Below are 26,100 nucleotides of genomic sequence, written 5' to 3' on the forward strand. Positions count from 1 at the left end.
CTACGGGGTGCCGGTGCCACGGCCGCGGTCGTCGAGGACCAGCGGGGCGCGGCCGCGCACCGTGTACCGGATGTGGGTGACCTGCGGGCTGGAGACCACCCGGTCGGCGCTGAGCTCGATCGCCTCGAAATCGTCGAGGCCCAGGTCGTCGAAGAGCCGTAGCCCGCCGCCGAGAACGACCGGCACCACGTGCAGCTCCAACTCGTCGAGCAGCCCGGCCCGCAGCACCTGCCGGACCAGGCTCCCACCGCCGGCCACCGCGACGTTCTTTTCACCGGCCGCGGCCCGCGCCTGTGCCACCGCGCTGGCCAGCCCGTCGGTGACGTAGGTGAAGCTGGTGCCACCCTGGCGGTGCAGGGTCGGGCGGGGCCGGTGGGTCACCACGAAGACCGGAGCGCGGAACGGTGGTTCGTCGCCCCACGGCACCTCGCCGCCGTCGGCCATCCGGCGACCCATCACGTACGCGCCGGCCGCGGCGAACGACTCGGCGATGATCTCGGAGTCGGCGTCGTGCCGGCCGCCGGCGAAGCCCTGCCGCTCGCGCCACGCCATCGCCTCGGTGGCCCACCGGGTCACCCGGAAGAACCCGTGGCTCTCCGCCGACCGCAGCCAGTCGCCGTCGCCGTCGTGCTGTGGGCCGGCGTAGTAGCCGTCCAGCGACACCGACAGTTGGGCGGTCACCTTCGTCATGTCCGTTCCTCCCGAATCCGTCGGCACCCGGCGTGGGTGCCGATCCACGTGTGGATCGGAGCCGGACGGCTCGCTTCTACCGGATCCGGTGGTGACCTGGCTCACACGGACGCTGGCTCGGATCGCTCGCGGCGGCGGCGCGGCGCAGCAGGTACCGCCGTTCGGGATCGCTGCCGGCACGGTCCGCCGCCGCCCGCCACTGCGCTGCGGCGGCGGCCCGGTCGTCGGCGAGTTCCAGCAGGTGGGCGCGGACGGCGTGCAGTCGGTGGTGCCCGGCCAGCGGCCCCGACTCCACCTCGGACAGCAGGGCCAGCCCGGCGGCCGGCCCGTGGACCATGCCCACCGCCACCGCCCGGTTCAGAGTGACCACCGGATTGGGTGCGATCCGCTCCAGCAACTCGTAGAGGGCGAGCACCTGGGGCCAGTCGGTGGCCTCGGTGCTCGGCGCTTCGGCGTGCACCGCCGCGATGGCGGCCTGGATCCGGTACGGCCCGGGTGGTGTGGCGGCCAGGCTGCGTTCGACGAGCGCGCGCCCTTCGTCGATCGCCGTCCGGTCCCACCGCCCGCGGTCCTGTTCCGCCAGCGGCACCAGCTCGCCGTCGGGGCCGACCCGGGCCGCCGCTCGGGCCTCGGTCAGCACCATCAACGCGAGCAGGCCGGCCGTCTCCCCGTCGCCGGGTAGTTGCTCGTGCAGCCGGCGAGTCAACCGCAGGGCCTGCCCGGTCAGGTCGGCGCGACGTAGCTGGGGGCCGCTGCTGGCGCTGTAGCCCTCGTTGAACATCAGGTACAGCACCTGGCGTACAACGGCCAGCCGGGCCTCCCGTTCCGCCGTCGGCGGCGGTGCGAACCGGGCGCCCGCCTCCCGCAGCCGCTGTTTGGCCCGGGAGATCCGCTGCCCCATGGTCCGCTCCGACACCAGGAAGGCCGCGGCGACCTCGGCGGTGGTGAGCCCACCCACCGCGCGCAGGGTCAGTGCCAGCTGCGCGGGTGCCGGCAGAGCCGGATGGCAGCAGAGCAGGAACAACTCCAGCAGGTCGTCCCGGGGCGCCTCGGCGTCGGGTGGCGGGGTGACCAACGCGTCGCGTGGGGTGAGGTCCAGCGCCGTGCGCTCGCGGCGGGCGCGGGCGGCCTCGCTGCGTACCAGGTCGACGTAGCGGCGGGCGGCGACGGTGTGCAGCCAGCCCGACGGCTGCTCGGGTACGCCGTCGAGTGGCCACCTCTCGACGGCGGCAGCCAGGGCCTCCTGCACGGCGTCCTCGGCCCGGCCGAAGTCGCCGTACCGGCGGACGAGCGCGGCCAGCAGTTGCGGCGCGAGCCGGCGCAACAGGTCGACGGTGGCCGCGTCGAGGCTCAGTGGTCCGCTCCGGTCATCAGCGGCCAGATCTCCAAGCCGCCGCCGGCGGTGCCGAACCGCAGGCCCGGATAGTCACGGGCGATCTCCAACGCCCGCTGTTCGTCGTCGACGTCGACCACGAGGTACGAGCCCACGTACTCCTTGGCCTCCAGGTACGGCCCGTCCGTGACCACCGGAACGTCGGCGCTGATCCGCACCGACCGGGGGCGGGACACCAGCCCCTGTACGTCGACCAACTCGCCCGAGGCCCGCAGCGCCTCGGTGAAGGCGTCGACCTTCCCGATCAGGGTGGCCAGGTCACCGTCCGGAAGGCTGCCCCAGATCTCCTCGTTGCCGTAAATCAACATCAGATACTTCACGTGTCGCCTCCATAATGGTCAATATGTCCGGAAACGGACAAGACGGCGGAGCGTACCCCGACGCACTGTTGTAGCAGGTAGCGAGGCTGCGGATGGCGGGCCACATCCGATCCTCCGGCCGGGGTGGGAACCGCGACGTCCCGCCGGCCGCCAGTACGGATCCCGCCGGGGCGCGCCGCTGCGCCACCCGGCTCCGGCCCGCCGCCGTAGACCAGCCGCACCGACGGTGTTGCACCCGCTGGGCACGGCGACCAAGCCAGGAAGGAGCCGCCATGGCCGCTCCCACCGCCAACGCCTCGATGAATCCCACCACCTACTCGCCGGGCGAGCAGATGCTGCTGACCGTCAACTACGGCGACCCGGACCACCAGCGGTTGACCGTGACGGTCACGGTGGCCGACGCGCAGGGCAACCGTAGCGCCCCCGTCTCGGTGACCGCGGTGATCGATCCGCTCACCGTCACCGTCGCCGACGACTCGGGGCGCACCTGGTCCCGGGTCTCCGACAACGGCGCGGTCGCCGTGTTCCGGGCGGTGGCGTGATGCCGAGGGTGACCGTCACGGTGCGCGACTCCGCCAGCCGGACCGCCAGCGCCAGCGTCGCCTACACCGTGCTGCCGCCGGTGCTGGGCGGGTACTACCTCTCCGGCGGCGCGGACCCGACGGCCGACATGGTCGGCGGCAACTTCCGGTCGCTGACCCAGTACCGCAGCTTCGCCGACGGCTACATCTTCCCCGGCTATCAACGCCCCTGGCTGATCACGCTGGGGCGGGCCGGGGTGCAGCTCAACATGGTGCTCGAACTGAAGCACTACGGCGCGCCCGACACCGGGCCGCAGACCTTCACGGTGGACGGGGTGCGATACACCGTGCCGGCACCGGCGATGACCATCCAGCAGCGGCCCGGCGCGGTCTGGCCGAAGGCGTACGGCTACGGCCAGGTCCTCGCCGGGCAGTGCGACGGGCTGTTCGCCCGGGCGCTGTCGCAGTACCTGACGATGGGCTTCGGGGTGAACATCCAACTCGCCTCGGAGCTGGACACCGATCACGAGTTCGGCACCACGGAGGCCGGAAAGGCGTACACCTGGGCCGAGTCCGACGCCCGGGCGGTGCAGGCCGTGACGTACATCGTCAACTGGTTCCGGGCCAAGGGGCTGCCCCAGGGCAGCACCTTCTCGGTCGGGGTCGGTGGCTTCAACCGGGACTGCTTCCGGCGCACCCACCCGGAGGCGTTGATGACCCGGCTGGACTACCTCCAGTGGAACGTCTACGCGACAAGTGCCAGCCACACCGCACTGGAACGGTTCCGGCGCACCAAGGACTGGGCGGTGGCCGATCTCGGCCCGGTGGCGTTGTCCCGTCCGGTGCTCATCGCCGAGTGGGGCGTACGGGTCATCGAGTTCCCCGACCAGGCGGCCTGGATCGCCACCGTGCCGCCGGCCATCGCCCGGCTCAACGCCGAGCGTGGCCCGCTGATCGCCCGGACGAACTACTTCAACTCCGGCTGGGGCACCCTCAGTCCGAAGGCGACCGGTCTGGCCGCGCTGCGGGCCGCGTACGCCCGCCCTCCGTACGGCTGAAGCTGAACCCCGTAGGGCGGCCCGGTCCGGGGTGACTTCCGGACCGGGCCGCTCTCCGTCCGTCCGCCCCTTGACAGGGGAACCACCCTGGTTGCATGGTTAGTTACATGAGTAATGAACCAGGCAACCAGGGTGGCGTCTGGGGATGGTGGACGTGATGGAGGACGGCCGGCCGATCTTCCTCCAGATCGCGGAGCTGCTGGAGAACTCGATCCTGGACGGGACCCTCGCGGAGGAGGGGCAGGTGCCGTCGACCAACGAGCTGGCCGCCTTCCACCGGATCAACCCCGCGACCGCCGCCAAGGGGGTCAACAAGCTGGTCGACGACGGAACTCTCTACAAGAAGCGAGGAATCGGCATGTTCGTCTCTCCCGGCGCCCGCGCGAAGCTCCGCGGCCGGCGCCGCGACGAGTTCGCCCGACAGTACGTCCGGCCGCTGCTCACCGAGGCGCGCAAGCTCGGCATCGAACCGGCCGAACTCAAGAACATGATCGACACCTGGGAGGAGGGCCGATGAGCGCGGTCGTCACCGTCACCGACCTGACCAAGCGGTACCAGGGAGTCACCGCCCTGGACGGGGTCAGCTTCTCGCTTGCCGAGCATCGGATCCACGGCCTGCTGGGGCGCAACGGTGCCGGCAAGACCACCCTGATGCAGATCCTCACCGCGCAGAACTTCGCCACCAGCGGTGAGATCAGCGTCTTCGGGCAGCACCCGTACGAGAACGAACAGGTGCTCTCCCGGATCTCCTTCATCAAGGAGAGCCAGACCTACCCGTCGCACCTGCGGGTCACGCACGTCCTGCGGGCGGCCCGCCTGGTGCATCCAGGCTGGGACGAGGAACTCGCCCAGCGACTGGTCGACGTGTTCCAGTTACCGCGCGGGCGCAACGTCCGCAAGCTCTCCCGCGGCATGCTCTCCGCGCTCGGCATCGTCGTCGGGCTCGCCTCACGTGCCCCGCTGACCTTCTTCGACGAGCCCTACCTCGGGCTGGACGCCGTCTCCCGGCAGCTCTTCTACGACCACCTGCTGGCCGACTACACCGAACATCCCCGCACCATCGTGCTGTCGACCCACCTCATCGACGAGGTCAGCGACCTGATCGAGCACATCCTGCTGATCGACCGGGGTCGGCTGCTGCTCGACGTCGAGGCGGAGGCGCTGCGCGGCCAGGTGGTCACGGTCTCCGGCCCGGTCGCGGCGGTGGACGAGTTCGCCCGTACCGGCACCGAACTGCACCGGGCGTCGCTCGGCGGCACGGCCCGGGCCACCGTACGTGGCGACTTCGGCCCGGCCGCGCCCGACCGCGCCCGGTCGCTGGGCCTCGACCTCGAAGCGTCCTCGCTCCAGGACATCGTCGTACGCCTGACCACCTCGAACAACGGGCACGCGGCCGGTAGCGCCGCCGCGGCAGACAAGGAGGCTGTCCGATGAACCGCGCCCTGACCGTGGCCCGGCTCCAGTTCGTCGGCTGGCGCAGCGTCGTCGGCTGGCCGTGGGGGATCCTCGCGCTCAGCTTCCTCATCAACCTGGCCCTGTTCAGCGCGATGAACGAAGCCGACGACTTCGAGCCGACCACCGGTGGGCTGATGAGCATCTACGTGGTGATGTTCATCGCCAGCATCAACGCGATCACCCAGGACTTTCCGTTCGCCATCGGGCTGGGCGTCTCCCGCCGCAGCTTCTACCTCGGCAACGTGCTCAACTACCTCGGGCAGGCGGTCAGCTACGCGGCGGTGCTCTATCTGCTGGCCGTGATCGAGGAGGCCACCGACGGGTGGGGCGTCAACCTGCGCTTCTTCGGTATTCCCTTCCTGATGGTGGACAACCCGGTGCTGCGGTTCCTCAGCTTCGCGATCCCGTTCCTGCTGCTCGGCTTCATCGGCATCGCCATCGCGCTGGTCTTCAAGCGCTGGGGCGTCAACGGCCTGCTGATACTGAGCACCGTCGCGTTGGCCGGGATCGGTGGGCTCGTCGTGCTCGCCACCTGGCGGGGCTGGTGGTCGGCGATCGGTGGCTGGTTCGCCGACCAGCCGGGCTGGGCCCTGCTGGTCGGCTGGCCGGCTCTACTCACCCTGCTGCTCGCCGGCCTCAGCTATCTGACCATCCGACGCGCGACGCCCTGACCGTCGACGTGCCGGCGTCCGGAGTGGGTGGACGCCGGCCGCTCGGCGCACCGTGGGACGGGGGCGGCCCCTCCCGGTCGGGGATCGGGAGGGGCCGCACGGTGCGGGCGGTGCCAGGTGCGGTCAGCGCCAGGTGTCGGTGAGCGTCGGCGAACCGGAGGCGGTGGCGGTACGGTTCGCGCCCGACTCCCACACCACCTGCCCGGAGTCGGTCCGCTTGACGTACTTGTAGGCGAGAGTGGTGCCGGCGGGCAGGCGCACCGCACCGGTCCAGACCGGATACTCCGTCGGTGACAGCCGGATCCCTCGGGCCGGATCCCAGCCCCCGAGGGCGGGCAGGTCCCCAACCAGATACACGTGCTGCCCGTACGTGGTGTCGGCGGTGACCCGTACGGAGACCGTGGCGTCGCCCGGTGGGTCGCTCGCGGGCTGGTTCCAGGTGGCGGTCACGGCGGTACCGCCGAGGCCGGTGCGGTTGGGATCGTTCTCCCACTGCGTCGTGCCGTTGCCGACCTTCACCAGCTTCCACTCGAACGCGGTGCCGGCCGGAATGTCCACCGACCCGGTCCAGGTCGGGTAGCTGCCCGACGTGGTGGACAGCTTCACCCCGTTGGCCGGGTTCCAGGAGCCGAGCTGCGGAACCGAACCGACCACGTACACCTCCTGGCCCGGGTCGGTGGAGACGGTCGCGGCGAACCGGGTCGACCCGGCCGGCGGGGACGGGCTCGCGGTCGGCGTCGGCGTGGTGGTCGGCGTCGCGGTAGGCGTCGGGCTCGGGGTGACGCCGTCCAGCCGGGCCTCGACGTGCAGGGCGACCGCCTGGTCGGCCGGGATGGCGGCGGTGAAGCTGCCACCGGTGACGGTCACCGCACCACCCGGGCAGGCCCCGGTCGACCGGTCGTACGCGCCCCGGCCCACGTTGCAGTAGCGGCCGTCCGGCAGCGAGGTGGCGAAACTGCGGCTCCAGGTGCTGCCGGTGGCGTTGAAGGCGGCGTACCCCCGGTCGCCCCGGGCGAACGCCAGCCGACCGTTGCCCTCGGTGGTGACCGACCCGATGCCGGTGCCGGCGACCGCGTTACGGAAGCCCGGCATGCCGGCCACCCCGGGGTCGCGGTGCTCGCAGATCCACGCGTCGCTGGCGCAGTCGGTGGCCAGGGTGGTGCCGTTGGAACTGCTGGGCGGCCCCTGCCCGTGCACCGAGCCGTACGCGTAGCTCGACATCAGCTGGGGCCGGCCGTACGGGTGGGCCATCATGAACGTGTCCGCCAGGTAGTAGCGGGCACCGCTCTTGTAGGTGAGCGTCGGGTTTTCCCGCTGCGTGTCGTGGTTGTCGATGAACACCACCGCCTGCTGCGCGGTCAGCCCGCCGTAGTTGGGCAGGTTGCCCAGCTGGGCGATGTTGCCGTCGCGGAACGCCGACGACACGGCCCGCTGGTAGTCGAAGTTGGTCACCCCGCCGTACGGGGCGTACGCGGTGTAGGGGATGGTGCCGTCGCCGTACACCTCGTGGAACAGGTCCGGCCGGCCGCCGAAGCCGGGCACGTCCCGCAGCCGGCTGATGATGTCGGCCAGGTGCGCCTCCTGTACGTGCTTGGCGGCGTCCACCCGGAACCCGGCCACCCCGAGGTCGATCACCGCGTTCATGTACTTGGCGACCTTTCGCCGTACCTCGGGGTCGGCGGTGTTGAGGTCGGCCAGGTCGAGCAGTTCGCAGTCCTGCACCTCCTGCTTGTTGCCCCAGTTGCTGATCCGCCGGTAGCAGGGCCCGAAGTCGGCGTAGCCGTAGCTGTCGCCCGAGCCGTCGTCGAACAGGTTCGGGTAGCTGTACTTGCTGTAGACGGTGCCCGCGCTGCCCGGGCCGCTGCCGGCCGAGCCGGTGCCGCTCATGTGGTTGAGCACCATGTCCACATAGATCTTGACGCCCTGGGCGCGACAGCGCTGGACCATGTCGACGAACTCGGCCTTCGTGCCCCGCCGGGTCTGATCGAGCCGGTACGACACCGGCTGGTAGTCCTGCCACCACGGGTAGGTGGCGCCCTCGGCGCTGGGCAGCACCACGTGCTCCTGCGGCGGGGAGACCTGTACGCCGCCCCAGCCGTTGGGGCCGAGGTTGCGCTCGCACTCGTCGGCGACGGAGTTCCACCGCCACTGGAACAAATGGACAATGGCGTCGCCGTTGACGCGTACGTCGGCGGCGCTGGCAGGCCCGGTGCCGGCGGCGACGGACGTGAGACCGACCGCGACAAGTATCGCGGCCAGGGCCGCGGGGATCGCGGCGCGGGGACGGGGGATACGCACGGTGCCCTCCTCGGGGGACGGTCAGGCAGACGTCGGCGAAAGTCCGTCTTCCTGCAAGGTGTGCAAGAAGTTGCGGTGGTTGCGTGACCGTAACAGTGGCATCGATGGTTGGGAACCTATCTTTCACAACACGATGCAAGGCGAGGCTGTCCCTTGCGGCCAACTGCAAGACCTGCAAGGATTTCCGGCTATCCTTCCGGAAGCGGCCGGCGAGCGTCCCCGAGCGCCACCGCCGGTGGCTTACCTATGCTCGACCCATGGAACTGCGGATCTTCACCGAACCCCAGCAGGGCGCCAGCTACGACGACCTGCTCGCCGTGGCCCGACGTGCCGAGGAGACCGGCTTCGGCGCCTTCTTCCGCTCGGACCACTACCTGAAGATGGGGTCGGTCAGCGGCGAGCCCGGCCCCACCGACGCCTGGACGACGCTGGCCGGGCTGGCCCGGGACACCCGGTCCATCCGGCTCGGCACGCTGATGAGCGCCGCGACGTTCCGGCTGCCCGGCCCGCTCGCGATCACCGTCGCCCAGGTCGACCAGATGAGTGGCGGCCGGGTCGAGCTGGGCATCGGCACCGGCTGGTACGACGCCGAGCATCAGGCGTACGGGATTCCGTTCCCGCCGCTGGGGGAGCGGTTCGACCGGCTGGACGAGCAGCTGGCGGTGATCACCGGTCTCTGGCGCACCCCGCCGGGCGAGACGTTCGACTTCACCGGCCGGCACTACCAGGTCAGCGACTCGCCCGCGCTGCCCAAGCCGGTCCAGCGCCCGCACCCGCCGATCCTGCTCGGTGGCAAGGGCGCGAAGCGTACGCCGCAGCTAGCCGCCCGCTACGCCGACGAGTTCAACCTGCCGTTCGTCTCGATCGACGAGACGGTGGCCCAGTTCGAGCGGGTCCGTGCCGCCTGCGCCGACATCGGCCGCGACCCGGCCCAGCTGACCTGGTCCAACGCGCTGGTGCTCTGCTGCGGCAAGGACGACGCCGAGGTGGCGCGGCGGGCCGCCGCGATCGGCCGCGAACCGGACGAGCTGCGCGTCAACGGCCTCGCCGGCACCCCCGCCGAGGTCATCGACACCATCGGCCGGTACGCGGAGATCGGCAGCCAGCGCCTCTACCTCCAGGTGCTCGACCTGAGCGACCTGGATCACCTGGACCTGGTCGCCACCGAGGTGATGCGGCAGCTCTGACCGGCCGACGCCTTGCGACTCCGATTGCGGCAAGTCGGGGTATCAGCGGCCCTGGAAACCCCGGCATGCCGCAATCGGAGTCGATCTCGCCCAGATGCCGCCCGCCTGACCGGTCGAGTCGGGCCGGGCGGGCCGGGGCGGCGCGTCAGACCCGGTGCTCCTCGCGCAGCACGGTGTCGAGCTGGCCGTCCCGGTCGCGGTCGAGGTAGGTGACGTCCGGTAGCCCGTCGCCGTCAAGGTCGAACTGCACCTGGTCCGCGACGCCGTCGCCGTCGAAATCGGTGACCACCTGCACCGAACCGTCCATGTGCCGGGTCACGATCGACCGGGCGCCGGTCTCGACCCGGGGCGGCGGGCCGGGGGCGGGCGGCGGTTCCGGCACCGGCTCCGGGGTGGGGCTGGGCTGCGGATCCGGCTGGCTCGCCCACGGCCCCGCATCGGACCAGGTGACCGGGGAGCCGTCGACGGTGCCGGTGAAACCGGTGGCGGGCTCCACGCCGTTGCCGGCCGGGTCGATCTCCTCCTCGGAGGGATACACGTCGCCGCGAGGGGCGGGATCACGGTAGCTGCTCATCGGCGTAGGGTTCCCCGACGGAGCCGGCGGTAACCGCCGGCGTGCAGAGGGGGTCGGGAGTGTCGACGCACCGCAACTGGGCCGGCAACGTCGAGTACGCAGCCCGGGCGTACCGCCGGCCGTCCTCGATCGACGAGCTGCGGGAACTGGTCGCCGGCAGCGACCGGATCCGGGCGGTGGGCAGCGGACACTCGTTCAACCGACTCGGCGACACCACCGGAGACCTGGTCACGCTGGCCGGACTGCCGGCCACCCCGCGACTCGACGAGCAGCGGCGGGTGGTGCACGTGCCGGCCGCGCTGCGCTACGGCGACCTGGCCACCTGGCTGCACGAGCGCGGGTACGCGCTGGCCAACCTCGCCTCGCTGCCGCACATCTCAGTGGCCGGCGCGGTCACCACCGGCACCCACGGCTCCGGCGAGACCGTCGGCAACCTGGCCACCGCCGTCGCCGGCCTGGAACTGGTCACCGCCGCCGGTGACCTGCTCACCGTGGACCGTACCGACCCTGATTTCACCGGCATGGTGGTCTCCCTCGGCGCGCTGGGCATCGTCACCCGGCTCACCCTGGACGTGGTGCCGACCTTCGAGGTACGCCAGTACGTCCGCCTCGACCTGCCCCGCGAGGCGCTGGACGAGGCGCTCGCCTCGGCGTACAGCGTCAGTGTCTTCACCGACTGGCGCTCCACCCGCGGCACCCAGGTCTGGCGCAAGCAGCTCGCGGACCAGCCCACGCCCCCGGCGGACTGGCTCGGCACCACGGCGGCCGACCGGCCCTGGCACCCGGTGCCCGGCATGCCGGTGGCCAACTGCACCGAGCAGCTCGGCGTGCCCGGCCCCTGGCACGAGCGGCTACCGCACTTCCGGCTCGGCTTCACGCCGAGCAACGGTGACGAGTTGCAGTCCGAGTACCATCTGCCCCGCGCGGTGGCCGCCGACGCGCTCGCCGCGCTGGACGAGGTGGCGCACCTGATCGCCCCGGTCGCGCAGACCAGCGAGCTGCGCACCATCGCCGCCGACGAGCTGTGGCTCAGCCCGCAGTACGACCGCGACAGCCTCGCGGTGCACTTCACCTGGATCGCCGACGCGGCGGCGGTACTGCCGGTCCTCGCCGAGGCCGAGCGGGCACTGGCCCCGTTCGCGCCCCGGCCACACTGGGGCAAGGTCTTCACGATGCCGACCGGGACGATCGCCGCGACCTACAGCCGCTGGACCGACTTCGCCGCGCTGGTCAACCGCCTCGACCCCAACGGAAAATTCCGCACCGAGGAACTCGACCAGCTGTTTCCCCGCTGACCACGACCGGCGTACCGACGCGGCGCGGCCCGGTGGACATGCCCGGACATCGAACTAGGATTAGCCCATGAGCGCTGAGGCTGTCGGCATGCACATGCCCGCCGTCGTGACGCTCGACGACGTGGCGGCGATGAACGCCGCCGATGCGAACGGTCATCGTTACGAGACCAGCCCCGAGGGGGTTCTGTCGGTCATGCCGCCGCCCGACTCGGAGCACGCGACGATCGCGAGCCGACTGTTCGCCTGGCTGATCATGGCGGGCTGGCCCGCGGAACAGGTGCTCCAGGCGGTCGGCGTACGCATCCCCGGGCCGGACGGAAACGGTGGTCGGATTCCGGACCTGAGCGTCTGGCGCAAACCTCCCCGGCGCGGCGTGTGGTCGGCGGTGGCCGACATCGCGCTCGTGATCGAGATCGTGTCGCCCGGCTCCGAGGCGATGGACTCGGTGACGAAGGTGCGCGAGTACGCCCGGGCCGGCATCCCCCGGTACTGGGTCGTGGACCGGGACGGCGCGCAGACTGTCACGTTGCACGAACTCGGCGGCGACGGTCGGTACGTCGAGCAGGCCCGCATGCCGTTGGCCTGGCTGTTGCAGACCGCCCCGGCCGACCACCTCGACTGAGTCAGCGCGGTCGGCGGTCAGCGGCCGGTGGTGAGCTGGTCGCGCATGCTGCTGCGCTGCACGGCGCGGCTGATGTCGCTGGGGGAGACGATGCCGACCAGGCGACCGTCGGTGACCACCAGGGCCCGGCCGTCGGCACAGTCGCTGAGCCGGGGCAGCAGGTCGGTAAGCGGCTCGTCGGGAGAGGCGAGCACCAGGTCGTCGGCGCGGCAGGCCACCGCCGCCAGGGTGGTGCTGCCCCGCTCGCCGGACGGCACGCCGCGTACCCGGTCGAGGGTGACTAGCCCGACCGGCCGGCCGTCCTCGGTCAGCGGCAGCGCCGTGTGCCGGTACGCGAAGAGGTAGTTGTCCACGAAGTCGGCCACCGTCAGCTCACCCGAGGCGGTCTGCGGCTGCGGGCTCATCACGTCGGCGACCCGGATGCCGCGCAGCGCGTCGCCCACCCGGGCCTGCCGCTCCTCCATGGTGGCCGCGCCGATCAGGAACCAGCCGATCAACGCCAGCCACAACCCGCCGACACCGGTGCCGGTGAGGAACCGCCACAGGCCGAAGCCGATAAGCGCCAGGCCGAGGATCCAGCCGGCTCGGGCCGCCACCACAGTGGCTCGGGTCCGGTCGCCGGTGGCTTTCCACACCGCCGCCCGCAGCAGCCGCCCGCCGTCCAGCGGTGCCGCCGGCAGAATGTTGAACACGGCCAGCAGCAGGTTGATGCCGCCGAGCCAGGCCATCACGCCCAGCAGCAACCCCTGGACCCCGGCCAGGGCGAGCAGCGTCGCGATGGCACCGAAGAAGACGCCGATGATCAGACTGACCAGTGGGCCGATCCCGGAGATGCGCAGCTCGGCACCGGGGGAGCGGGCCTCGCCGCGCAGCTCGGCGACCCCGCCGAACAGCCACAGGGTGATCCCCTGCACGCCCAGGCCGTTGCGCTTGGCCACCACCGCATGCGACACCTCGTGGGCGAGCAGCCCGAGAAAGAAGACCACCGCGGCGGTCAGCCCGGCCAGCAGGTACGCGACCACCGACCGGTCCGGATACGACTCCGGGAACAGGTTGGCCGACAGCCCCCACCAGATCAGCGCGAAGATGACCAGGACACTCCAGTTGACCCCGACCGGTACGCCCACGATCCTGCCGAGTCGGAAACTCGCCCTCATGTGTCGGTCATACCCCCGCAGCCCGTTCCCATGCCAGGGTCGAACGTCACCGAATCGCTGCCCTGACCAATTTGTGGTGCCGGACGAACATCCGGGTCAGCTCCGTACGGCCGCGCTGCACGACGTCAACAAGGGCGGTCAGGTCAGACCCCTCCGGTACGGGCAGGTCGGTGAACAGATCACGCACGCCGAACGGTTCGCTCAGCCAGCGCTGCAACGCCCGCCGATCATCGGTCGCAGCTAGCCGGTCCGCCATCGCCCACACGTCTTTCACGTACGGCGTGTCGTCGTCTCCGAGCGCGGTGAGCAGACCGGAGTGTCGTACCAGACAGGGGTAGCAGCATCCGCAGTGTGGGTCCGGCCGATCTCTGGGCGGGCGACCACAGCTGACAGTGGCGTTGGTAAGCGTCGCGCCCTCGAGCCCTGCCCGCAACGCCCGTTGACATACCTCGCCCTTGGTGAGGTGCAGGTAGGGGTTGATGACGGTTGCCGTACCTCCGACCGTCCCGATGATTTCGTTGAGGAGGCTCAGCGTGCCGGGATGCACTGAGCGGGTCGAGCAGGCAGCCGCCCGAGCGGGGGTCAGCGCCGGGTTCAGGGCCAGCTGACCATTCTCCGGTACGGCGATGTGGGGGACGTCGTGTACCGCCGCCAGGTAGACGGCGGTCGCCATGTACAACAGCCCCCGCGTGCGTGCCGACTTCTCCAGTTCGACATTAGGGGCGCGTACCTGTTGTGACGCCTTGAACTGCTGAATTCCCCGTGAAGCTGCCGTCCGGATCGTCGCCAGTGCGACGTCCTGCTGCCTTCCCCAATGAGGTTCGTAGTAGGAGACGAGCAGGAGGTCACCCGCACCTGCCGTGGAACGCTCAACCGCGTGCGCCGTGGAATCCAGGCCACCGGAGAACAGCGCGACCTCCTGCACCTGCTGGGCCGAAAGCATTCGGCCCTGATGCGGCCACCGAACGGCCCCAGGACGAACGTTGATGGCCCAGTGGTCCGAGGACAAGGCCTCCAGCAGCCGGGACAAGAGCACGAGTGTCCGTTCAGTCCATCGATCTGGCTCCACTACCTCTACCGAGAGCTCGATGTGTCGGGTCCAGCCGTCGTCGGAGAGTGCCCGCGAGGACAGCTTGTCCGCCAGGTAGACAGCACGCGCGATCTGGACCAGGTCCTGAGCCCAGCCTGGTCGGTCGCCCGGAACTTCGGCGAGCTGCTGTAGTCGACGATCAGCAGGTAACAGCAGTTGTGGGTCAAGTCCCGTTGGTCGACCTGGACCTGAGAACCTCGTCTTGCTCGGATACTGGTAAGCGAAACTGGCGGGGCTCATGCTGCCAGCTCCAGACCGGAGTCGCCCAAGCCCAGCGCCTCCGCGACGGTTTCTGCGAGCAGGTCCCGGGCGGTATCGACGAGGTGTGGCTGTTCGGAATCGTGTGCGTTCGCCACCGCACAGGGATCAGGCAGGATCTTGACGATCTGGTCGGCGACGAAGCCGGCCACCGTGTCGGTGGGGTCGAGCGCCAGCACCGGCAGGGCGAGTTTGACGTTCTCGGCGATCAGGATGTGCACGAACTGGCCGACCAGATCTCCGAAGAAGGACTGGTAGAGGGCGCAGAACAGCTCACCGCTGATACCCCCTGGTCGCAGCGGGTCGGCGAGCGGGCCGTCGTGGTCCACCAGCCGCTCGACCACGCGGCGCGCGGCCCGGCGGGTGGCTGCGTCGACAACCAGTCGGCCGTCGCCGCCGACCTCGGCGACGAACCGACGAACGAACTCGTCCGCCGGAGCGAGGTATGGGTGATCCGCGATGCCCCGGAGCAGGGCTGGGTCCGGCTGGCGCAGGTCGTCCAACACGGTGACGAGACGGTCTCCGCTCGCCCTGGCGGAACTCTGGATGCCGAATCGCTCCGGGTCCTCGCGGAGCGCATCACGCAGCGCGTCTCGGAACTTCTCCGCCGTTCGCTCAGCCTTTCGGCGGTCGTCCTCGACGAGCGACCCGGGTTGGCTCTGCGGGCGCGGGGTCCAGCTGCTGAGGCTGCGCTTCGCGCTGGTCCAGCCGCCACCGGTCGGGCCGGGTAGTCGAGTCGATGTGCCCAATGCGACCTCCCGGAGGGGGCGGGAAAGCGCGTAGGTGCGAGTCTATGAAGCAGAAAGTGTTCGTTCAAGTGCGGAACGTGTTGCCGCTCTGACGCTGACGCCTGTTGTGCGCTGCGCGGACGTGTGACCGGTGAGGGGCGAAGGCTGAGCCGAGTGGTTGCCGGACGGGGTGGAGGAGTCGGCGCGGATGCCGACCCGTACCACGTGTGGGCGAACGTCGAGTTCGTCGGCACCGATGGTTTCCATCAATGAGGTCGACGCACTCGTACTCACCGCCGGCCAGCCAGACGCTCTACCTCGCGGAGGCTGGAACGAGGCGACCGACGCCTCCCGCACCCGAGTCGGCTGATCAGTCCACAGCGCCGAACGGGTGGCGCCGATCAGCCGAGTCGCCATGTCGACAGCCGGCGGGTCGGGTGCCGACACGGATGTCGGCGATAGTTCGAGGGTGGCGATCTCGACCGACGACAGCGATGACCCGTACCTCTGGTTGGAGGACCTGGACGGCCCGGAGGCTGCGACGTGGGTCCGGGAGCGCAATGCCGAGACCGTCGCGGCCCTGACCGGCGGTCCGGCGTTCGCCGCCCGGCAGGCCGAGGTCCGGCAGGTGCTCGACGCGGACGACCGCATCCCGTACCCGGCCTGGCGCGGCGACGGCTACTACTACGACCTGTGGCGCGACGCGACCCATCCACGCGGGCTGTGGCGGCGTACCACGCTCGATCAGTACCGCCGGCCGGAACCGGAGTGGGATGTCCTGCTCGACCTTGACGCGCTTGCCGAACGGGAGGGCGAGAACTGGGTCTGGGGTGGGGTGGCGACCCTGCCGCCGCAGCACCGGCGCTGCCTGGTCAGCCTCTCCCGGGGCGGTGCGGATGCGGTGGTGGTGCGCGAGTACGACCTGGGTGATCGGGCCTTCGTGGCGGACGGGTTCACCGTGGCGGAGGCCAAGACCGACGTCGGCTGGATCGACGCCGACCACATCTGGATCGGCACCGACCTCGGGCCAGGATCGCTTACCGACTCCGGGTATCCCCGGGTGGTGCGCCGGTGGCGGCGCGACACCCCGCTGACCGAGGCCGAGATCGTCTTCGAGGCGTCCACCACCGACATCGGGGCGTACGGCTGGCATGACCTGACGCCCGGATTCGAGCGCGACTTCGTCACGCGCACCGTGGATTTCTACCGGTCGGAGAGCTACCTGCTGACCGGGGCGGGGGAGCGGATTCGGATCCCGGTGCCCGAGGACGCCGGCTGGGACGTACACCGGGAATGGTTGCTGGTCCGGCCGCGTACGCCGTGGCAGGTGGGTGACCGGAGCCATCCGGCGGGTGCGCTGCTGGCGATCCGGTTCGCCGCCTTTCTCGCCGGTGACCGGGATTTCAACGTGCTGTTCGAGCCGGACGACCGGACCTCCCTCGACGGGTACACGTGGACCCGCAACCACCTGATCCTGACCACCCTCACCGATGTCCGCAGCCGGTTGGAACTGCTCACCCCCGGTGAGAGTGGCTGGCGGCGCGAACCGCTACCCGGGGTGCCGGCGGACGAGGAGGGTTGCGTCGTGGAGACGGATCCGGACCGGGACGACGCGTACCTGATCGCCTCGGAGGGATTCCTCCAGCCGGCCACGCTGCGGCTCGGACGGGTCGGTGGCAGCGTCGAGACACTCAAGCGGGCACCGGCGTTCTTCGACCCCGACGGCCTGGCGGTACGCCAGTTCTTCGCCACCTCCGCCGACGGCACCCGGGTGCCGTACTTCGTGGTCGGGGATCCGGCCGCGCCCGCCGGGCCGACGCTGCTGCACGGGTACGGCGGCTTCGAGGTGTCCCTGACCCCCGGCTACGACGGCATCGTCGGCCGGGGCTGGCTGGCCCACGGCGGCACCTACGTGGTGGCGAACATCCGCGGCGGCGGCGAGTACGGCCCGCGCTGGCACCGGGCCGCGCTGCGAGCCCATCGAACCCGCGCCTTCGAGGACTTCGCGGCCGTGGCGACCGACCTGGTGAGCCGGGGCATCACCACGCCGGCCATGCTGGGCATCGAGGGTGGCAGCAACGGCGGCCTGCTGATGGGCGCGATGCTCACCCGCTATCCGTCGCTCATTGGCGCCGTCGTCGCGAACGTCCCGCTGCTGGACATGCGTCGCTACCACCGGCTGCTGGCCGGTGCCTCCTGGATGGCCGAGTACGGCGACCCGGACGTCGCGGAGGACTGGGCCTTCCTGCGGGACTACTCGCCGTACCACAACGTGCGCAGTCACGAGCGGTATCCGCCGGTCCTGTTCATCACCTCCACCCGCGACGACCGGGTGCACCCCGGGCACGCCCGGAAGATGGCCGCCCGGCTGCGCGAGCACGGCCACGACGTGTCGTACTACGAGAACGTCGAGGGTGGACACGGCGCGGCGGCCAACAACGAGCAGCGCGCCTTCATCGAGACGTTGTCACTGGAGTTCCTCTGGAGAAAACTGGCCCCTTCGGCCGAAGCCGTGCCCGCCCAGCGCATCCGGCCGGAGGAATGGACACCCGCCAGCGGCGAAGCTCGCGAGATCGCGTACTGATCCCAGGGAACCTGGAGCAGCCCACCGCGCCACGCTCGTACCGGCTGCCCAGCGTCACATCGCCTCGCAGCGTGACGGACGGTGTCTGCACCGCCCTGCCACCGGCGTCCGATCATCGGCTCAGGCGGTGGCGGGTGGGGCCGGCAGCTCGTCGACGACGACCACCGGCGTGCCCGGACGTAGCTTCTCCAGCAACAGGCGCTGGCCGCTGGCCGTCAACCGGATGCAGCCGTTTGTGGTCTGCTGGCCCAGCTCACCGTCGTGGTACCAGGTGTGGATGCCGATGTGGGCGCCGCGCAGCCCGGCGGGCACCGAGTCCAGGTCGTCGGGGATCGAGCCGAGGGCGTAGATGTCCACCCCGCCGTAGACCGACTCCGGCGGTGGGGTGCGGCCCAGCACGAAGGTCCGGCCGAGTGGGGTTTCCTGGCCGCGTTGGCCGAGACTGATCTGCCAGGAGCGTTGGGCGGTGCCGTCGCGGTACCAGGTGAGCCGGAACGGGGTACGTTCCACCACGATCTGGTCGCGCAGCGCGACGGTGCGGAAACCGCCGGGCGGCAGCCAGGCCAGTTTGCGGTTGGCCGAGGGGAGCAGCACCGCCGTCCAGCCGGACTCGCGGCGGGCGACCGGCACGGTCAGCTCCACCTCGCTGATCGTCGGCATCAGGAACGCCAACGGCCGGCCACCGGGCGCGTCGTACGCGGCGAGCTTGCGGGTCGGGTGCAGGCCCTGGGTCAGCGGTGTGGTGTCGAGGGCGTCCGGGTCGTCGGGGAAGCCGGCGGGGGCCGGGTCGTAATCGATCTCCGGCAGCCCGTCCGGCGCCGGTGCGGCGGGCAGCACCCGCTCGGCGTCGGCCGACGGCGGCACCTCCGCCGTCGGAGGCGCCTCACTGGTGGGCCCGGCGACGGGAGTCGCCCCGGGCGTCGGCGTCAGCGCCCATCCCGTGTACGCGGCCCCACCCATCAGCACCGCCACGCCCACCCCGAAAGCGACCCCCCGCCGCCCCCGAGACCCCAGAACTCCCAAAACCCCCACCCACCCACCCTACCCCCCAAAACCCCCAAACAACTCCAAAACCCCAACCCCCCCGCCCCCTGCCCCCGCCCCCCGCCCGTTGATCAAGAAGTTTGCGTCGGGGTTGAGCGGGCGGGGCGACCAAAACTTCTTGATCAACGCGGGCGGTCAAGGGGGGAGGGGGGAGGGGGTGGGTGGGGTGGGGGGTTAGGGGAGGCGGGCGTTTAGGTGGAGGGCTATGGCGTCGTGGGCGGGGACGTTGGCGGCGAACCAGCCGTTGGCGTCGACGGTGACGACCGGGCCGGAGCAGGTGCCGTTGGTGAAGGTGCCGTGGATGACGTCGCAGTAGCGGCCGGCCGGGAGGCCGGTGTAGTAGGAGCGGCCGTTGATCGCCGAGCCCTCGTCGTTGATGGTGATGAAGCCCCGGCCGGTGCGGCTGAAGGCGATGTGGTTGTTGCCGTTGTCGTACCAGTTGCTGACCCCGGCGCCCTCGGTGGCGTTGCGGAAGCCGACCATGTTCGCGATCACCGGCCAGCGGTGCTCGCACTCCCAGCCGGAGTAGCAGACCGTGTCGCGAGTCTTGTTGCTGCCGTCCGAGGGTGGGCCGGCGTCGCGGCTGCTGAAGGTGTAGCTCGACATCACCGTGGGGGAGCCGTACGGCCAGGCCAGCATGAACGCGTTGGCCAGCGCGTAGATGCCCCGGTCGCGGTAGGTGAGCACCCCGCCGTCGTCGCGCTGGGTGTCGTGGTTGTCCACGAAGACCGAAGACACGGCGCTGGGCAGGTGACCCCAGCCCTCGCCGAAGTTGCGCAGGTACGCCAGCCGCTCGGAGCGGAACACCCGGGCCAGGTCCTTGCCGTAGCGGAACTCGTGCACGTCACCGTTGCCGGTGTACTCGTTCGGCGTGATCGGCTCGCCCGCGCCGTAGATGACCTCCTGCACGATGTACGCCGACCGGTTGAGCCGGCTGCGGATGTTGGCGATGTCGGCCGCCGGCATGTGCTTGCTGGCGTCCAGGCGGAAACCGTCCACCCCGAGCGACAGCAGGTCGTTGAGGTACGCGGCCAGCCGGGAGCGGACGTAGTCGGACTCCGTCTTCAGGTCGGAGAGGTTGACCAGCTCGCAGTTCTGCACCTCGTAGCGGTCGTTGTAGTTGGCGATGTCGTTGTTGCCGTTGCGCCCGCAGTAGTGGAAGTCCTGCGACTGGTAGATGCCGGGGTAGACGTGGTGCTGGTAGGTCGAGCCGGCCCAGCCGGTCCCGCCGTTGTCCTGGCCGGACATGTGGTTGATGACCGCGTCGACGATCACCTTCACGCCGGCCGCGTGGCAGGTGTCGACCATGGACTTGAACTGCGCGCGGGTGCCCTTGCGGGACTCGATCCGGTAGCTGACCGGCTGGTAGGCAACCCACCACTGGTTGCCGCGTACGTGCTCCTGCGGTGGTGACACCTGGACGTAGCCGTAGCCCCTTCGGGCCGAGGGTGCTGCTGCACTCGCTGGCGACCGAGGGCCAGTTCCACTCGAAGAGGTTGGCGATGACCTTCTTGCCACCACTCGGGGCGGCGGCGGCCGGGGGTGCGGTGACCACGCCGGGGGCGAGGAGGCCGGCGATCACGGCGAGGGCGACGATCGCCGGGCGGAGTCGACGTCGATGCATCGGGTGCTCCAGGGGTGCCGGGGGACGGGGAGGTGGTGCGGTTGCCCGGATCTTGCAATCAGGGCTGAAAATTTCGGAAAGGTTACAAGCTGATTTCAACGCCTGTCAATGTGCTGGTGTGGACGGCCGGCGGCGGGGCCGTTATACGCGCCGGGTGGCGGGGCGGTTCGACAACTCGGCGAGATTTTTTCTTACGACACTGATCCGACCGGAGCCGCGCTGCGTACTGGAGTGGGGAACAGGGTCGGCCGGCGGTGCGCCGCCGCGAGACGATCGAGGAGCAGATGGTCCGGGCTACGCAGAACGAGAAGGCAGCTGCCGTACGTACCAGCAGCAGCAGTCGAGGGATCCGCGTCCGGTCCCGCGGCCAGATCATGGCGCTCTCCGCGTCCGGGCTCGCCGCCTTGTGGGCGTTGACGATGCTCACCGGCGCGGGCCAGCAGATGTACGCGATGGGCTTCTTCTTCACCGAGTTCTTCGCCGGCGTGATCGCGCTTGTCGCGCTGAGCCTCACGGTGATGATGGGGCTGCTCGCCACCGACCGGTTGGTGCTGCTCATCCGGCACCGGGTGCTGTTGCAGTCCGCGCACCGGGCCACCGGCATCCTCGGCGTGGCCGGGCTGGCCTTCCACGTCATCACGAAGATCGCCAGTGGTCGGGCGGGGGTGACCGACGCCGCCGTGCCGTTCGTCGGTGGCCGGGGCCTCTACATCGGGTTGGGCACCATCGCCGCGCTGCTCATGGTGGGTGTGCTCTGGACCGGAATCATCCGGGCGCGGTTCGCCGACGTCGGCCCGAAGTGGGTGTGGCGTGCGCTGCACTCCATGGCGTACGTCTCCTGGCCGTTCGCCATCTTCCACGGCCTGCTCGCCGGGCGTCCGCCCGCCACCTGGGTGGGCCTGAGCTACTTCGCCTGCGTGCTGCTGGTCGTGATCGCCCTGATGGTCCGGCTCTCGGTCACCCTGCAACGGCGCAGCCGCGAGCAACAGCAGGCCGCCGTTCTGAACGAGGTCATGAGCGGGGCCAAGTCCACCGAGGAGACCCGGGGCAAGTCCCTGCTCGGCACGCTGACCGGCCGCCGCGACGAAGCCGACGACGGTCGCGAGAAGCGGGTCCGTCGCGACACCAGCTGGGCCGACAGCACCTCCGGGACCTGGGCCAGCCCCACCATCCGGCGCAACGACCCGGAACGGTTCACCGTGCCGGTGGTTCCCGAGCCGGGCACGCTGCGCGAACCGGTGCGGTCCGGTCGGGACCGTCGCGACGAGGAGTTCGAGCCGGTCGTCCGGCGCGCCTCGCGCCGCGAGGAGGAGGAACTGGAGCGGGTGGTGCGCCGCGAAACCGAGGTGCTGGAGCCGGTGGCGCGCCGCCGCCGCGATGCCGAGCCCCGGCGGTCCTCCCGCCGCGACGAGGAGTTGGAGACCACCGGGCGGCGTGCGGCGCGGGTCGACGAGGACCTGGAGCCGGTCGCCCGCCGGTCGCGGCGCGACGAGGAACCGACCGGCCGCCGGTCGCGGCGCGAGGAGGAGCGCGAGCCGGTGGGCCGTCGGGCGTCCCGTCGCGACGAGGACCTGATGGAGTACGAGGAGCCGGTGCGTCGTCGCCGTCGTGACTCCGACGACGAGGAGGAGTACGGCCGTTCCCGCCGGTCCCGGACCGACAGCCGGTACTCGGCTCCCCCGCAGCGGATGGAGGACGAGCCGGAGGAGCCCTGGGACAGCCCTCGCCGGTGGGAGTCGGCCGCCCCGATCTCGGTCGACCCGATCTCCGGTGCGCCCATCTCCGGCTCGCCGATCTCCGCCGCGCCGCGCAGCGGCGGGGGGCGGCACAGCGCCGAGGACGACCTGCCGGCGGCGGAGACCGACTACTGGCGCCCGCCGGCCCGGTACGCCCCGGACGACGACGTGGCCGACGACGACACTCCGACCCTGGTCGACCTGGCCTCCCGACGTGCCCGCCGGGCCTCGTCGACGGAGAGCCGACGTCGCCGCCGGGCCGACCCGGACTCGGTGGACGGCGCCTACTGGGCCGGGCTGCGGGGTGAGGCCAAGTGACGATGCGGACCACCGTTCCCCCGGTGGCTGCCGTGGGTGAGCCGCGGCTCACTGCGGGGTTCGCCGAGTTCGGCCGGCTCGACCTGCGTGCCCACGAGCTGGTGCACGGGCCGATCAGCCCGATGGAGCCCTCCAACCTGCTGCGTCTGGCCGAGGGCATCCAGCTCAAGGGCAAGGGCGGGGCCGGCTTCCCGTTCGCCCGGAAGCTGCGGGCGGTGCTGGAGTCCTGTGAACGCCAGGATCTGCCGCCCGTGGTGGTGGTCAACGCCACCGAGGGTGAGCCGGCGAGTTGGAAGGACAAGGTCCTGCTCACCCGGGCACCGCACCTGATTCTCGACGGTGCCGCGCTGGCCGCGTTCGCGCTGGACGCCGAGGAGATCGTGCTCTGCGTGGCCGACGACCTGGTGGGCCGGGACTCCCTCATGGAGGCCCTGGACGAGCGCCGGATGCCGGCGCCGACAAGCGTCGTGACGGTGCCGCACCGGTTCATCAGTGGTGAGGGCGGCGCCCTGGTGAACGGGATCAACGGGCTGCCGCACATCCCGCCCGGCACCAAGAAGCGGTCCAGTGACTCCGGCGTGGGCGGGATGCCGACCCTGCTGTCGAACGCCGAGACGTACGCCCAGATGGCGATTGCCGCCCGACTCGGCCCGTACGAGTACGCGGCGCTCGGCACCGACGACGAACCCGGCACGGTGCTGCTCAGCATCACCGGCGCGGCGAAGCGCCACGCGGTGGTGGAGTGCGCGGCCGGTACCCCGCTGGCCGAGATCCTCGAACTGTGCGAGGTGCCGGACGGTCCCGGCATCCTCATGGGCGGCTACCACGGCAAGTGGATCACCCGGGAGGCGGCGGAGCGGGCCGAGGTCTCCCGCAAGGGGCTCGCCGCGGTCGGCGGCACGCTCGGCGCTGGCATCATCGTCCCGCTGGCCAACGACACCTGCCCGCTCGGCGAGGCGGCGCAGGTGGTCCGTTACCTGGCCGGCGAGTCGGCCGGGCAGTGCGGCCCGTGCAAGCGGGGTCTGCCCGACCTGGCCCGCGCCGTCGACCTGGCGGTTTCCGGCAGCGCGCCGGTGGAGGTCGTCCGGGCCGCCGCCGGCGACGTCAAGGGCCGCGGCGCGTGCAGCCACCCCGACGGTACGTCCCGCTTCGCGCTCTCGGCGATGGAGGTCTTCGCCGACGACCTGAAGAAGCACATCACAGGCGAGGGCTGCGGACGGCGGGTCAAGGGCATGATGGGTCTACCCGGCGCTCCCGACCCCGACCCACAGAAGCTGGTCCTGGACTGGTCCCGTTGCGACGGTCACGGCCTCTGCGCCCACGTGGTGCCGGACTTCATCCGGCTGGACCAGAACGGATACCCCGCCTTCCCGCCCACCCCCGTGCCGACCTGGTTGCGGGAGGGCGCGGTGAAGGCGGTCAAGGTCTGCCCGGCGCTGGCGCTGCGGTTGACCGAAGCCTGAGCCGGTCGACCGGGTGGCACGGCTGCCCGGGTCGACGGGCGAGCGAACCGAAGGAGACGCCGATGGGGTCGGTTCCACGAACCGGACGGGTCACCGGGGCGGTCACCGCCGCTCTGCTCGCCGCCGTGCTGGCCACCGCCGGATGCGGCACCGGTCCGGACGCCGAGGCGGCCCCGCAGGCCGGTGGTCCGGCGTCCGCCACCGCCTCGTCCCCGTCGACCGGGCCGGCCGGCCCGGTGCCGGACACCCTGCGGTTCACCGGCACCACCCTGGACGGCGCGGCCTTCGACGCCGCCACCCTGGCGGGCCGGCCGGTGGTGCTCTGGTTCTGGGCGCCCTGGTGCGCCACCTGCGCCAGCCAGGCGTGGACGATCGCCGAGATCGAGCCCGGCTTCCGGGAGACCGTGCCGATCATCGGCGTCGCGGGGCTCGGTGAACGCAAGGCGATGACCGACTTCGTCACCGAGTTCGAACTGGGCCCGATGCCGCAGATCGAGGATCGCGAAGGGGTGATCTGGCGGCGCTTCGAGGTTGTCGAGCAGAGCACCTTCGTCATCATCGACCGGGACGGCCGGGTGATCCACCAGGGTTGGCTGGACGGCGAGGACCTCACCCGCCGCGTCACCGCGCTGGCCACCTGACGCCCCTGCCCCCTCGCCGAGGCACTGGGGTGGGGGCGGTCAGTGCGGGGTTAGGCGGTCGGTGGCCAGGCGGGGGCGGAGGACTTCGGGGACCAGGACCGAGCCGTCGGGCTGCTGGAACTGCTCCAGGATGGCGGGGAGAAGGCGGCTGGTGGCCAGGGCCGAGCCGTTGAGGGTGTGCACGAAGCGGGTCTGCTTGCCGCCCGGCTCGCGGTAGCGGATCGCCGCCCGGCGGGCCTGGTAGTCACCGCCCCAGGAGACCGACGAGACCTCCTTGTACTTGCCGGTGCTGGGCATCCACACCTCGATGTCGAGGGTCTTCCGCATCGACGCGCTGGAGTCGCCGGCCGCGAGCAGGCTGCGCTGGTAGTGCAGACCCAGCCCCTCGACCAAGCTCTCCGCGTGGCTGACCATCTGTTCCAGCGCCGCGTCGGCCTGCTCGGGCAGGGTGAACTGGAAGATCTCCACCTTGTTGAACTGGTGCCCCCGCACCGTGCCCCGCTCGTCGGAGTGCGAGCCGGCCGCCTCGCGCCGGTAGCACGGGGTGTAGGCGAAGACCTTGAGCGGCAGCTTCGCGGTCTCCAGGATCTCGTCCTGGTACGCACCGAGGATCGCCGTCTCCGCCGTCGGCAGCAGGAACTGCCCACGCGGCGCGGACTGCTTGTCCAGGTGGTAGACGTCGTCGTAGAACTTGGGGAACTGACCGGCGGCGAAACCTGCGCTGTCCAGCAGCAGATGCGGCGGCAGGAGGAACTCGTACCCGGCCTCGATGTTCCGCTCGATCAGCCAGTTGATCAGCGCCCACTCCAGCCGGGCACCCAGCCCGGTGTACATCCAGAAGCCGGAGCCGCCGAGCTTGACGCCGCGTTCGTGGTCGACCAGACCCAGCATCCGGCTCAGCTCGACGTGGTCGCGGACCTTCTCGATGGCCGGTGGCGCACCGAAGGTCTTCACCACCCGGTTGGCCTCCTTGCCGCCGGGCACCACGTCCTCGGCGGGCAGGTTGGGCAGCTCGCTCATGGTGGTACGCAGCCGCGCCTGCACCTCGTCGAGCTCGGCCTCCAGCTCGGCGACCTGCTTCCGACCGTCGTCCGAGGTGACCTGCGGCTCGACACCGGCTCGCTTCGCCTGCGCGTACGCCCGGGCCTCGGCCTTGCGGCGCTGGCGTTCCCCGTCGATCTCACTGATCAGCCGGCGACGCTCCCGGTCGAGCTGCTGGATCTCCTCCAGCACTCGGTCGACCTCGGCGGCGTCCAGCCGCTTCGCCAGCGCGGCCGCCACCGCGTCGCGATCCTTCCGGATCAACTCCATGTCGAGCATGCTGCTCCGTACGCCTCCGTCCGGGCTCGGGTGGACCTCCAGATGCTACCGTC

Annotated in this window: 23 protein-coding genes; 12 read left to right on the forward strand and 11 right to left on the reverse strand. The window is 70.9% G+C overall.

Annotated features, from left to right (window positions below; genetic code table 11):
* The 3 genes from O7624_RS23125 to O7624_RS23135 form a co-directional block, all read right to left on the reverse strand.
* The gene (locus tag O7624_RS23125; RefSeq protein WP_282237236.1) at positions 1 to 690 is read right to left on the reverse strand and encodes a dihydrofolate reductase family protein; all 690 of its coding nucleotides are present in this window, start codon (positions 688 to 690) and stop codon (positions 1 to 3) included.
* 76 nt (positions 691 to 766) lie between these two features.
* Positions 767 to 2,014, reverse strand: a complete 1,248-nt coding sequence (locus O7624_RS23130) for a sigma-70 family RNA polymerase sigma factor (RefSeq protein ID WP_282237237.1) — start codon at positions 2,012 to 2,014, stop codon at positions 767 to 769.
* A gap of 26 nt (positions 2,015 to 2,040) precedes the next feature.
* The gene (locus O7624_RS23135) at positions 2,041 to 2,403 is read right to left on the reverse strand and encodes a YciI family protein (protein WP_282237238.1); all 363 of its coding nucleotides are present in this window, start codon (positions 2,401 to 2,403) and stop codon (positions 2,041 to 2,043) included.
* 272 nt (positions 2,404 to 2,675) lie between these two features.
* Between O7624_RS23135 and O7624_RS23140 the strand changes: the two genes are divergently transcribed.
* The 5 genes from O7624_RS23140 (at position 2,676) to O7624_RS23160 (ending at position 6,108) form a co-directional block, all read left to right on the forward strand.
* Entirely contained in the window at positions 2,676 to 2,945 is a 270-nt protein-coding gene (locus O7624_RS23140; protein WP_093401348.1) for a hypothetical protein, read from the forward strand.
* On the forward strand, positions 2,945 to 3,982 hold the full coding sequence (locus tag O7624_RS23145; RefSeq protein WP_282237239.1) for a hypothetical protein: 1,038 nt from the start codon (positions 2,945 to 2,947) through the stop codon (positions 3,980 to 3,982). Before O7624_RS23140 ends, O7624_RS23145 begins: the two co-directional genes overlap by 1 nt.
* Before the next feature lie 145 nt (positions 3,983 to 4,127).
* Entirely contained in the window at positions 4,128 to 4,499 is a 372-nt protein-coding gene (locus tag O7624_RS23150; RefSeq protein WP_247674835.1) for a GntR family transcriptional regulator, read from the forward strand.
* Positions 4,496 to 5,416: an ABC transporter ATP-binding protein gene (locus O7624_RS23155; protein WP_282237240.1), complete on the forward strand. Its 921-nt coding sequence runs from the start codon at positions 4,496 to 4,498 to the stop codon at positions 5,414 to 5,416. The genes O7624_RS23150 and O7624_RS23155 overlap by 4 nt, the downstream gene beginning before the upstream one ends.
* Complete coding sequence (locus O7624_RS23160) at positions 5,413 to 6,108, forward strand: ABC transporter permease (protein WP_282237241.1); 696 nt, start codon at positions 5,413 to 5,415, stop codon at positions 6,106 to 6,108. The genes O7624_RS23155 and O7624_RS23160 overlap by 4 nt, the downstream gene beginning before the upstream one ends.
* Positions 6,109 to 6,231: 123 nt before the next feature.
* On the opposite strand, the gene O7624_RS23165 is transcribed toward O7624_RS23160, so the two are convergent.
* Positions 6,232 to 8,406: a carbohydrate-binding module family 20 domain-containing protein gene (locus O7624_RS23165; protein ID WP_282237242.1), complete on the reverse strand. Its 2,175-nt coding sequence runs from the start codon at positions 8,404 to 8,406 to the stop codon at positions 6,232 to 6,234.
* 257 nt (positions 8,407 to 8,663) lie between these two features.
* On the opposite strand from O7624_RS23165, the gene O7624_RS23170 reads away from it, so the two are divergent.
* The gene (locus tag O7624_RS23170; protein WP_282237243.1) at positions 8,664 to 9,593 is read left to right on the forward strand and encodes an LLM class F420-dependent oxidoreductase; all 930 of its coding nucleotides are present in this window, start codon (positions 8,664 to 8,666) and stop codon (positions 9,591 to 9,593) included.
* A 145-nt stretch (positions 9,594 to 9,738) separates the two neighbouring features.
* Here O7624_RS23170 and O7624_RS23175 read toward each other — a convergent pair whose 3' ends face one another.
* Complete coding sequence (locus O7624_RS23175) at positions 9,739 to 10,167, reverse strand: hypothetical protein (RefSeq protein WP_093401342.1); 429 nt, start codon at positions 10,165 to 10,167, stop codon at positions 9,739 to 9,741.
* Positions 10,168 to 10,226: 59 nt separating this feature from the next.
* Here O7624_RS23175 and O7624_RS23180 point away from each other — a divergent pair, with 59 nt between their 5' ends.
* The gene (locus O7624_RS23180) at positions 10,227 to 11,462 is read left to right on the forward strand and encodes a D-arabinono-1,4-lactone oxidase (protein ID WP_282237244.1); all 1,236 of its coding nucleotides are present in this window, start codon (positions 10,227 to 10,229) and stop codon (positions 11,460 to 11,462) included.
* Positions 11,463 to 11,529: 67 nt separating this feature from the next.
* Positions 11,530 to 12,084 carry a Uma2 family endonuclease gene (locus O7624_RS23185; protein WP_282237245.1) on the forward strand — a complete coding sequence of 185 codons (555 nt, stop codon included), beginning with the start codon at positions 11,530 to 11,532 and terminating at the stop codon, positions 12,082 to 12,084.
* A 17-nt stretch (positions 12,085 to 12,101) separates the two neighbouring features.
* On the opposite strand, the gene O7624_RS23190 is transcribed toward O7624_RS23185, so the two are convergent.
* From O7624_RS23190 to O7624_RS23200, 3 genes are read right to left on the reverse strand one after another with little or no spacing between them, the layout of a single operon-like run.
* The gene (locus O7624_RS23190; RefSeq protein WP_282237246.1) at positions 12,102 to 13,241 is read right to left on the reverse strand and encodes a site-2 protease family protein; all 1,140 of its coding nucleotides are present in this window, start codon (positions 13,239 to 13,241) and stop codon (positions 12,102 to 12,104) included.
* 46 nt (positions 13,242 to 13,287) lie between these two features.
* Positions 13,288 to 14,571 (reverse strand): hypothetical protein, encoded by a 1,284-nt coding sequence (locus tag O7624_RS23195; protein ID WP_282237247.1) that lies wholly within the window; start codon positions 14,569 to 14,571, stop codon positions 13,288 to 13,290.
* On the reverse strand, positions 14,568 to 15,338 hold the full coding sequence (locus O7624_RS23200; RefSeq protein WP_282237248.1) for a hypothetical protein: 771 nt from the start codon (positions 15,336 to 15,338) through the stop codon (positions 14,568 to 14,570). Before O7624_RS23200 ends, O7624_RS23195 begins: the two co-directional genes overlap by 4 nt.
* Positions 15,339 to 15,786: 448 nt before the next feature.
* Here O7624_RS23200 and O7624_RS23205 point away from each other — a divergent pair, with 448 nt between their 5' ends.
* Positions 15,787 to 17,901, forward strand: coding sequence for a prolyl oligopeptidase family serine peptidase (locus O7624_RS23205; RefSeq protein WP_282237249.1), 2,115 nt, complete (start codon positions 15,787 to 15,789; stop codon positions 17,899 to 17,901).
* A gap of 120 nt (positions 17,902 to 18,021) precedes the next feature.
* Here the strand turns inward: O7624_RS23205 and O7624_RS23210 are convergent, their stop codons facing one another.
* A complete protein-coding gene (locus tag O7624_RS23210; RefSeq protein ID WP_282237250.1) occupies positions 18,022 to 18,873 on the reverse strand; it encodes a L,D-transpeptidase family protein in 852 nt (283 codons plus the stop codon).
* Positions 18,874 to 19,119: 246 nt separating this feature from the next.
* Positions 19,120 to 20,361 (reverse strand): alpha-amylase family protein, encoded by a 1,242-nt coding sequence (locus tag O7624_RS23215; protein ID WP_282237251.1) that lies wholly within the window; start codon positions 20,359 to 20,361, stop codon positions 19,120 to 19,122.
* A gap of 462 nt (positions 20,362 to 20,823) precedes the next feature.
* Between O7624_RS23215 and O7624_RS23220 the strand changes: the two genes are divergently transcribed.
* The 3 genes from O7624_RS23220 (at position 20,824) to O7624_RS23230 (ending at position 24,727) form a co-directional block, all read left to right on the forward strand.
* Positions 20,824 to 22,623: a ferric reductase-like transmembrane domain-containing protein gene (locus tag O7624_RS23220; protein WP_282237252.1), complete on the forward strand. Its 1,800-nt coding sequence runs from the start codon at positions 20,824 to 20,826 to the stop codon at positions 22,621 to 22,623.
* A gap of 2 nt (positions 22,624 to 22,625) precedes the next feature.
* The gene (locus O7624_RS23225; RefSeq protein ID WP_282240727.1) at positions 22,626 to 24,086 is read left to right on the forward strand and encodes an NADH-quinone oxidoreductase subunit NuoF family protein; all 1,461 of its coding nucleotides are present in this window, start codon (positions 22,626 to 22,628) and stop codon (positions 24,084 to 24,086) included.
* 62 nt (positions 24,087 to 24,148) lie between these two features.
* Positions 24,149 to 24,727 (forward strand): redoxin domain-containing protein, encoded by a 579-nt coding sequence (locus O7624_RS23230; protein WP_282237253.1) that lies wholly within the window; start codon positions 24,149 to 24,151, stop codon positions 24,725 to 24,727.
* A 39-nt stretch (positions 24,728 to 24,766) separates the two neighbouring features.
* Here the strand turns inward: O7624_RS23230 and serS are convergent, their stop codons facing one another.
* Positions 24,767 to 26,047, reverse strand: coding sequence for a serine--tRNA ligase (gene serS / locus O7624_RS23235; protein WP_282237254.1), 1,281 nt, complete (start codon positions 26,045 to 26,047; stop codon positions 24,767 to 24,769).
* Between the last annotated feature and the right edge of the window lie 53 nt (positions 26,048 to 26,100).

Source organism: Verrucosispora sp. WMMD1129 (genome assembly GCF_029581255.1).
Taxonomy (GTDB): domain Bacteria; phylum Actinomycetota; class Actinomycetes; order Mycobacteriales; family Micromonosporaceae; genus Micromonospora; species Micromonospora sediminimaris.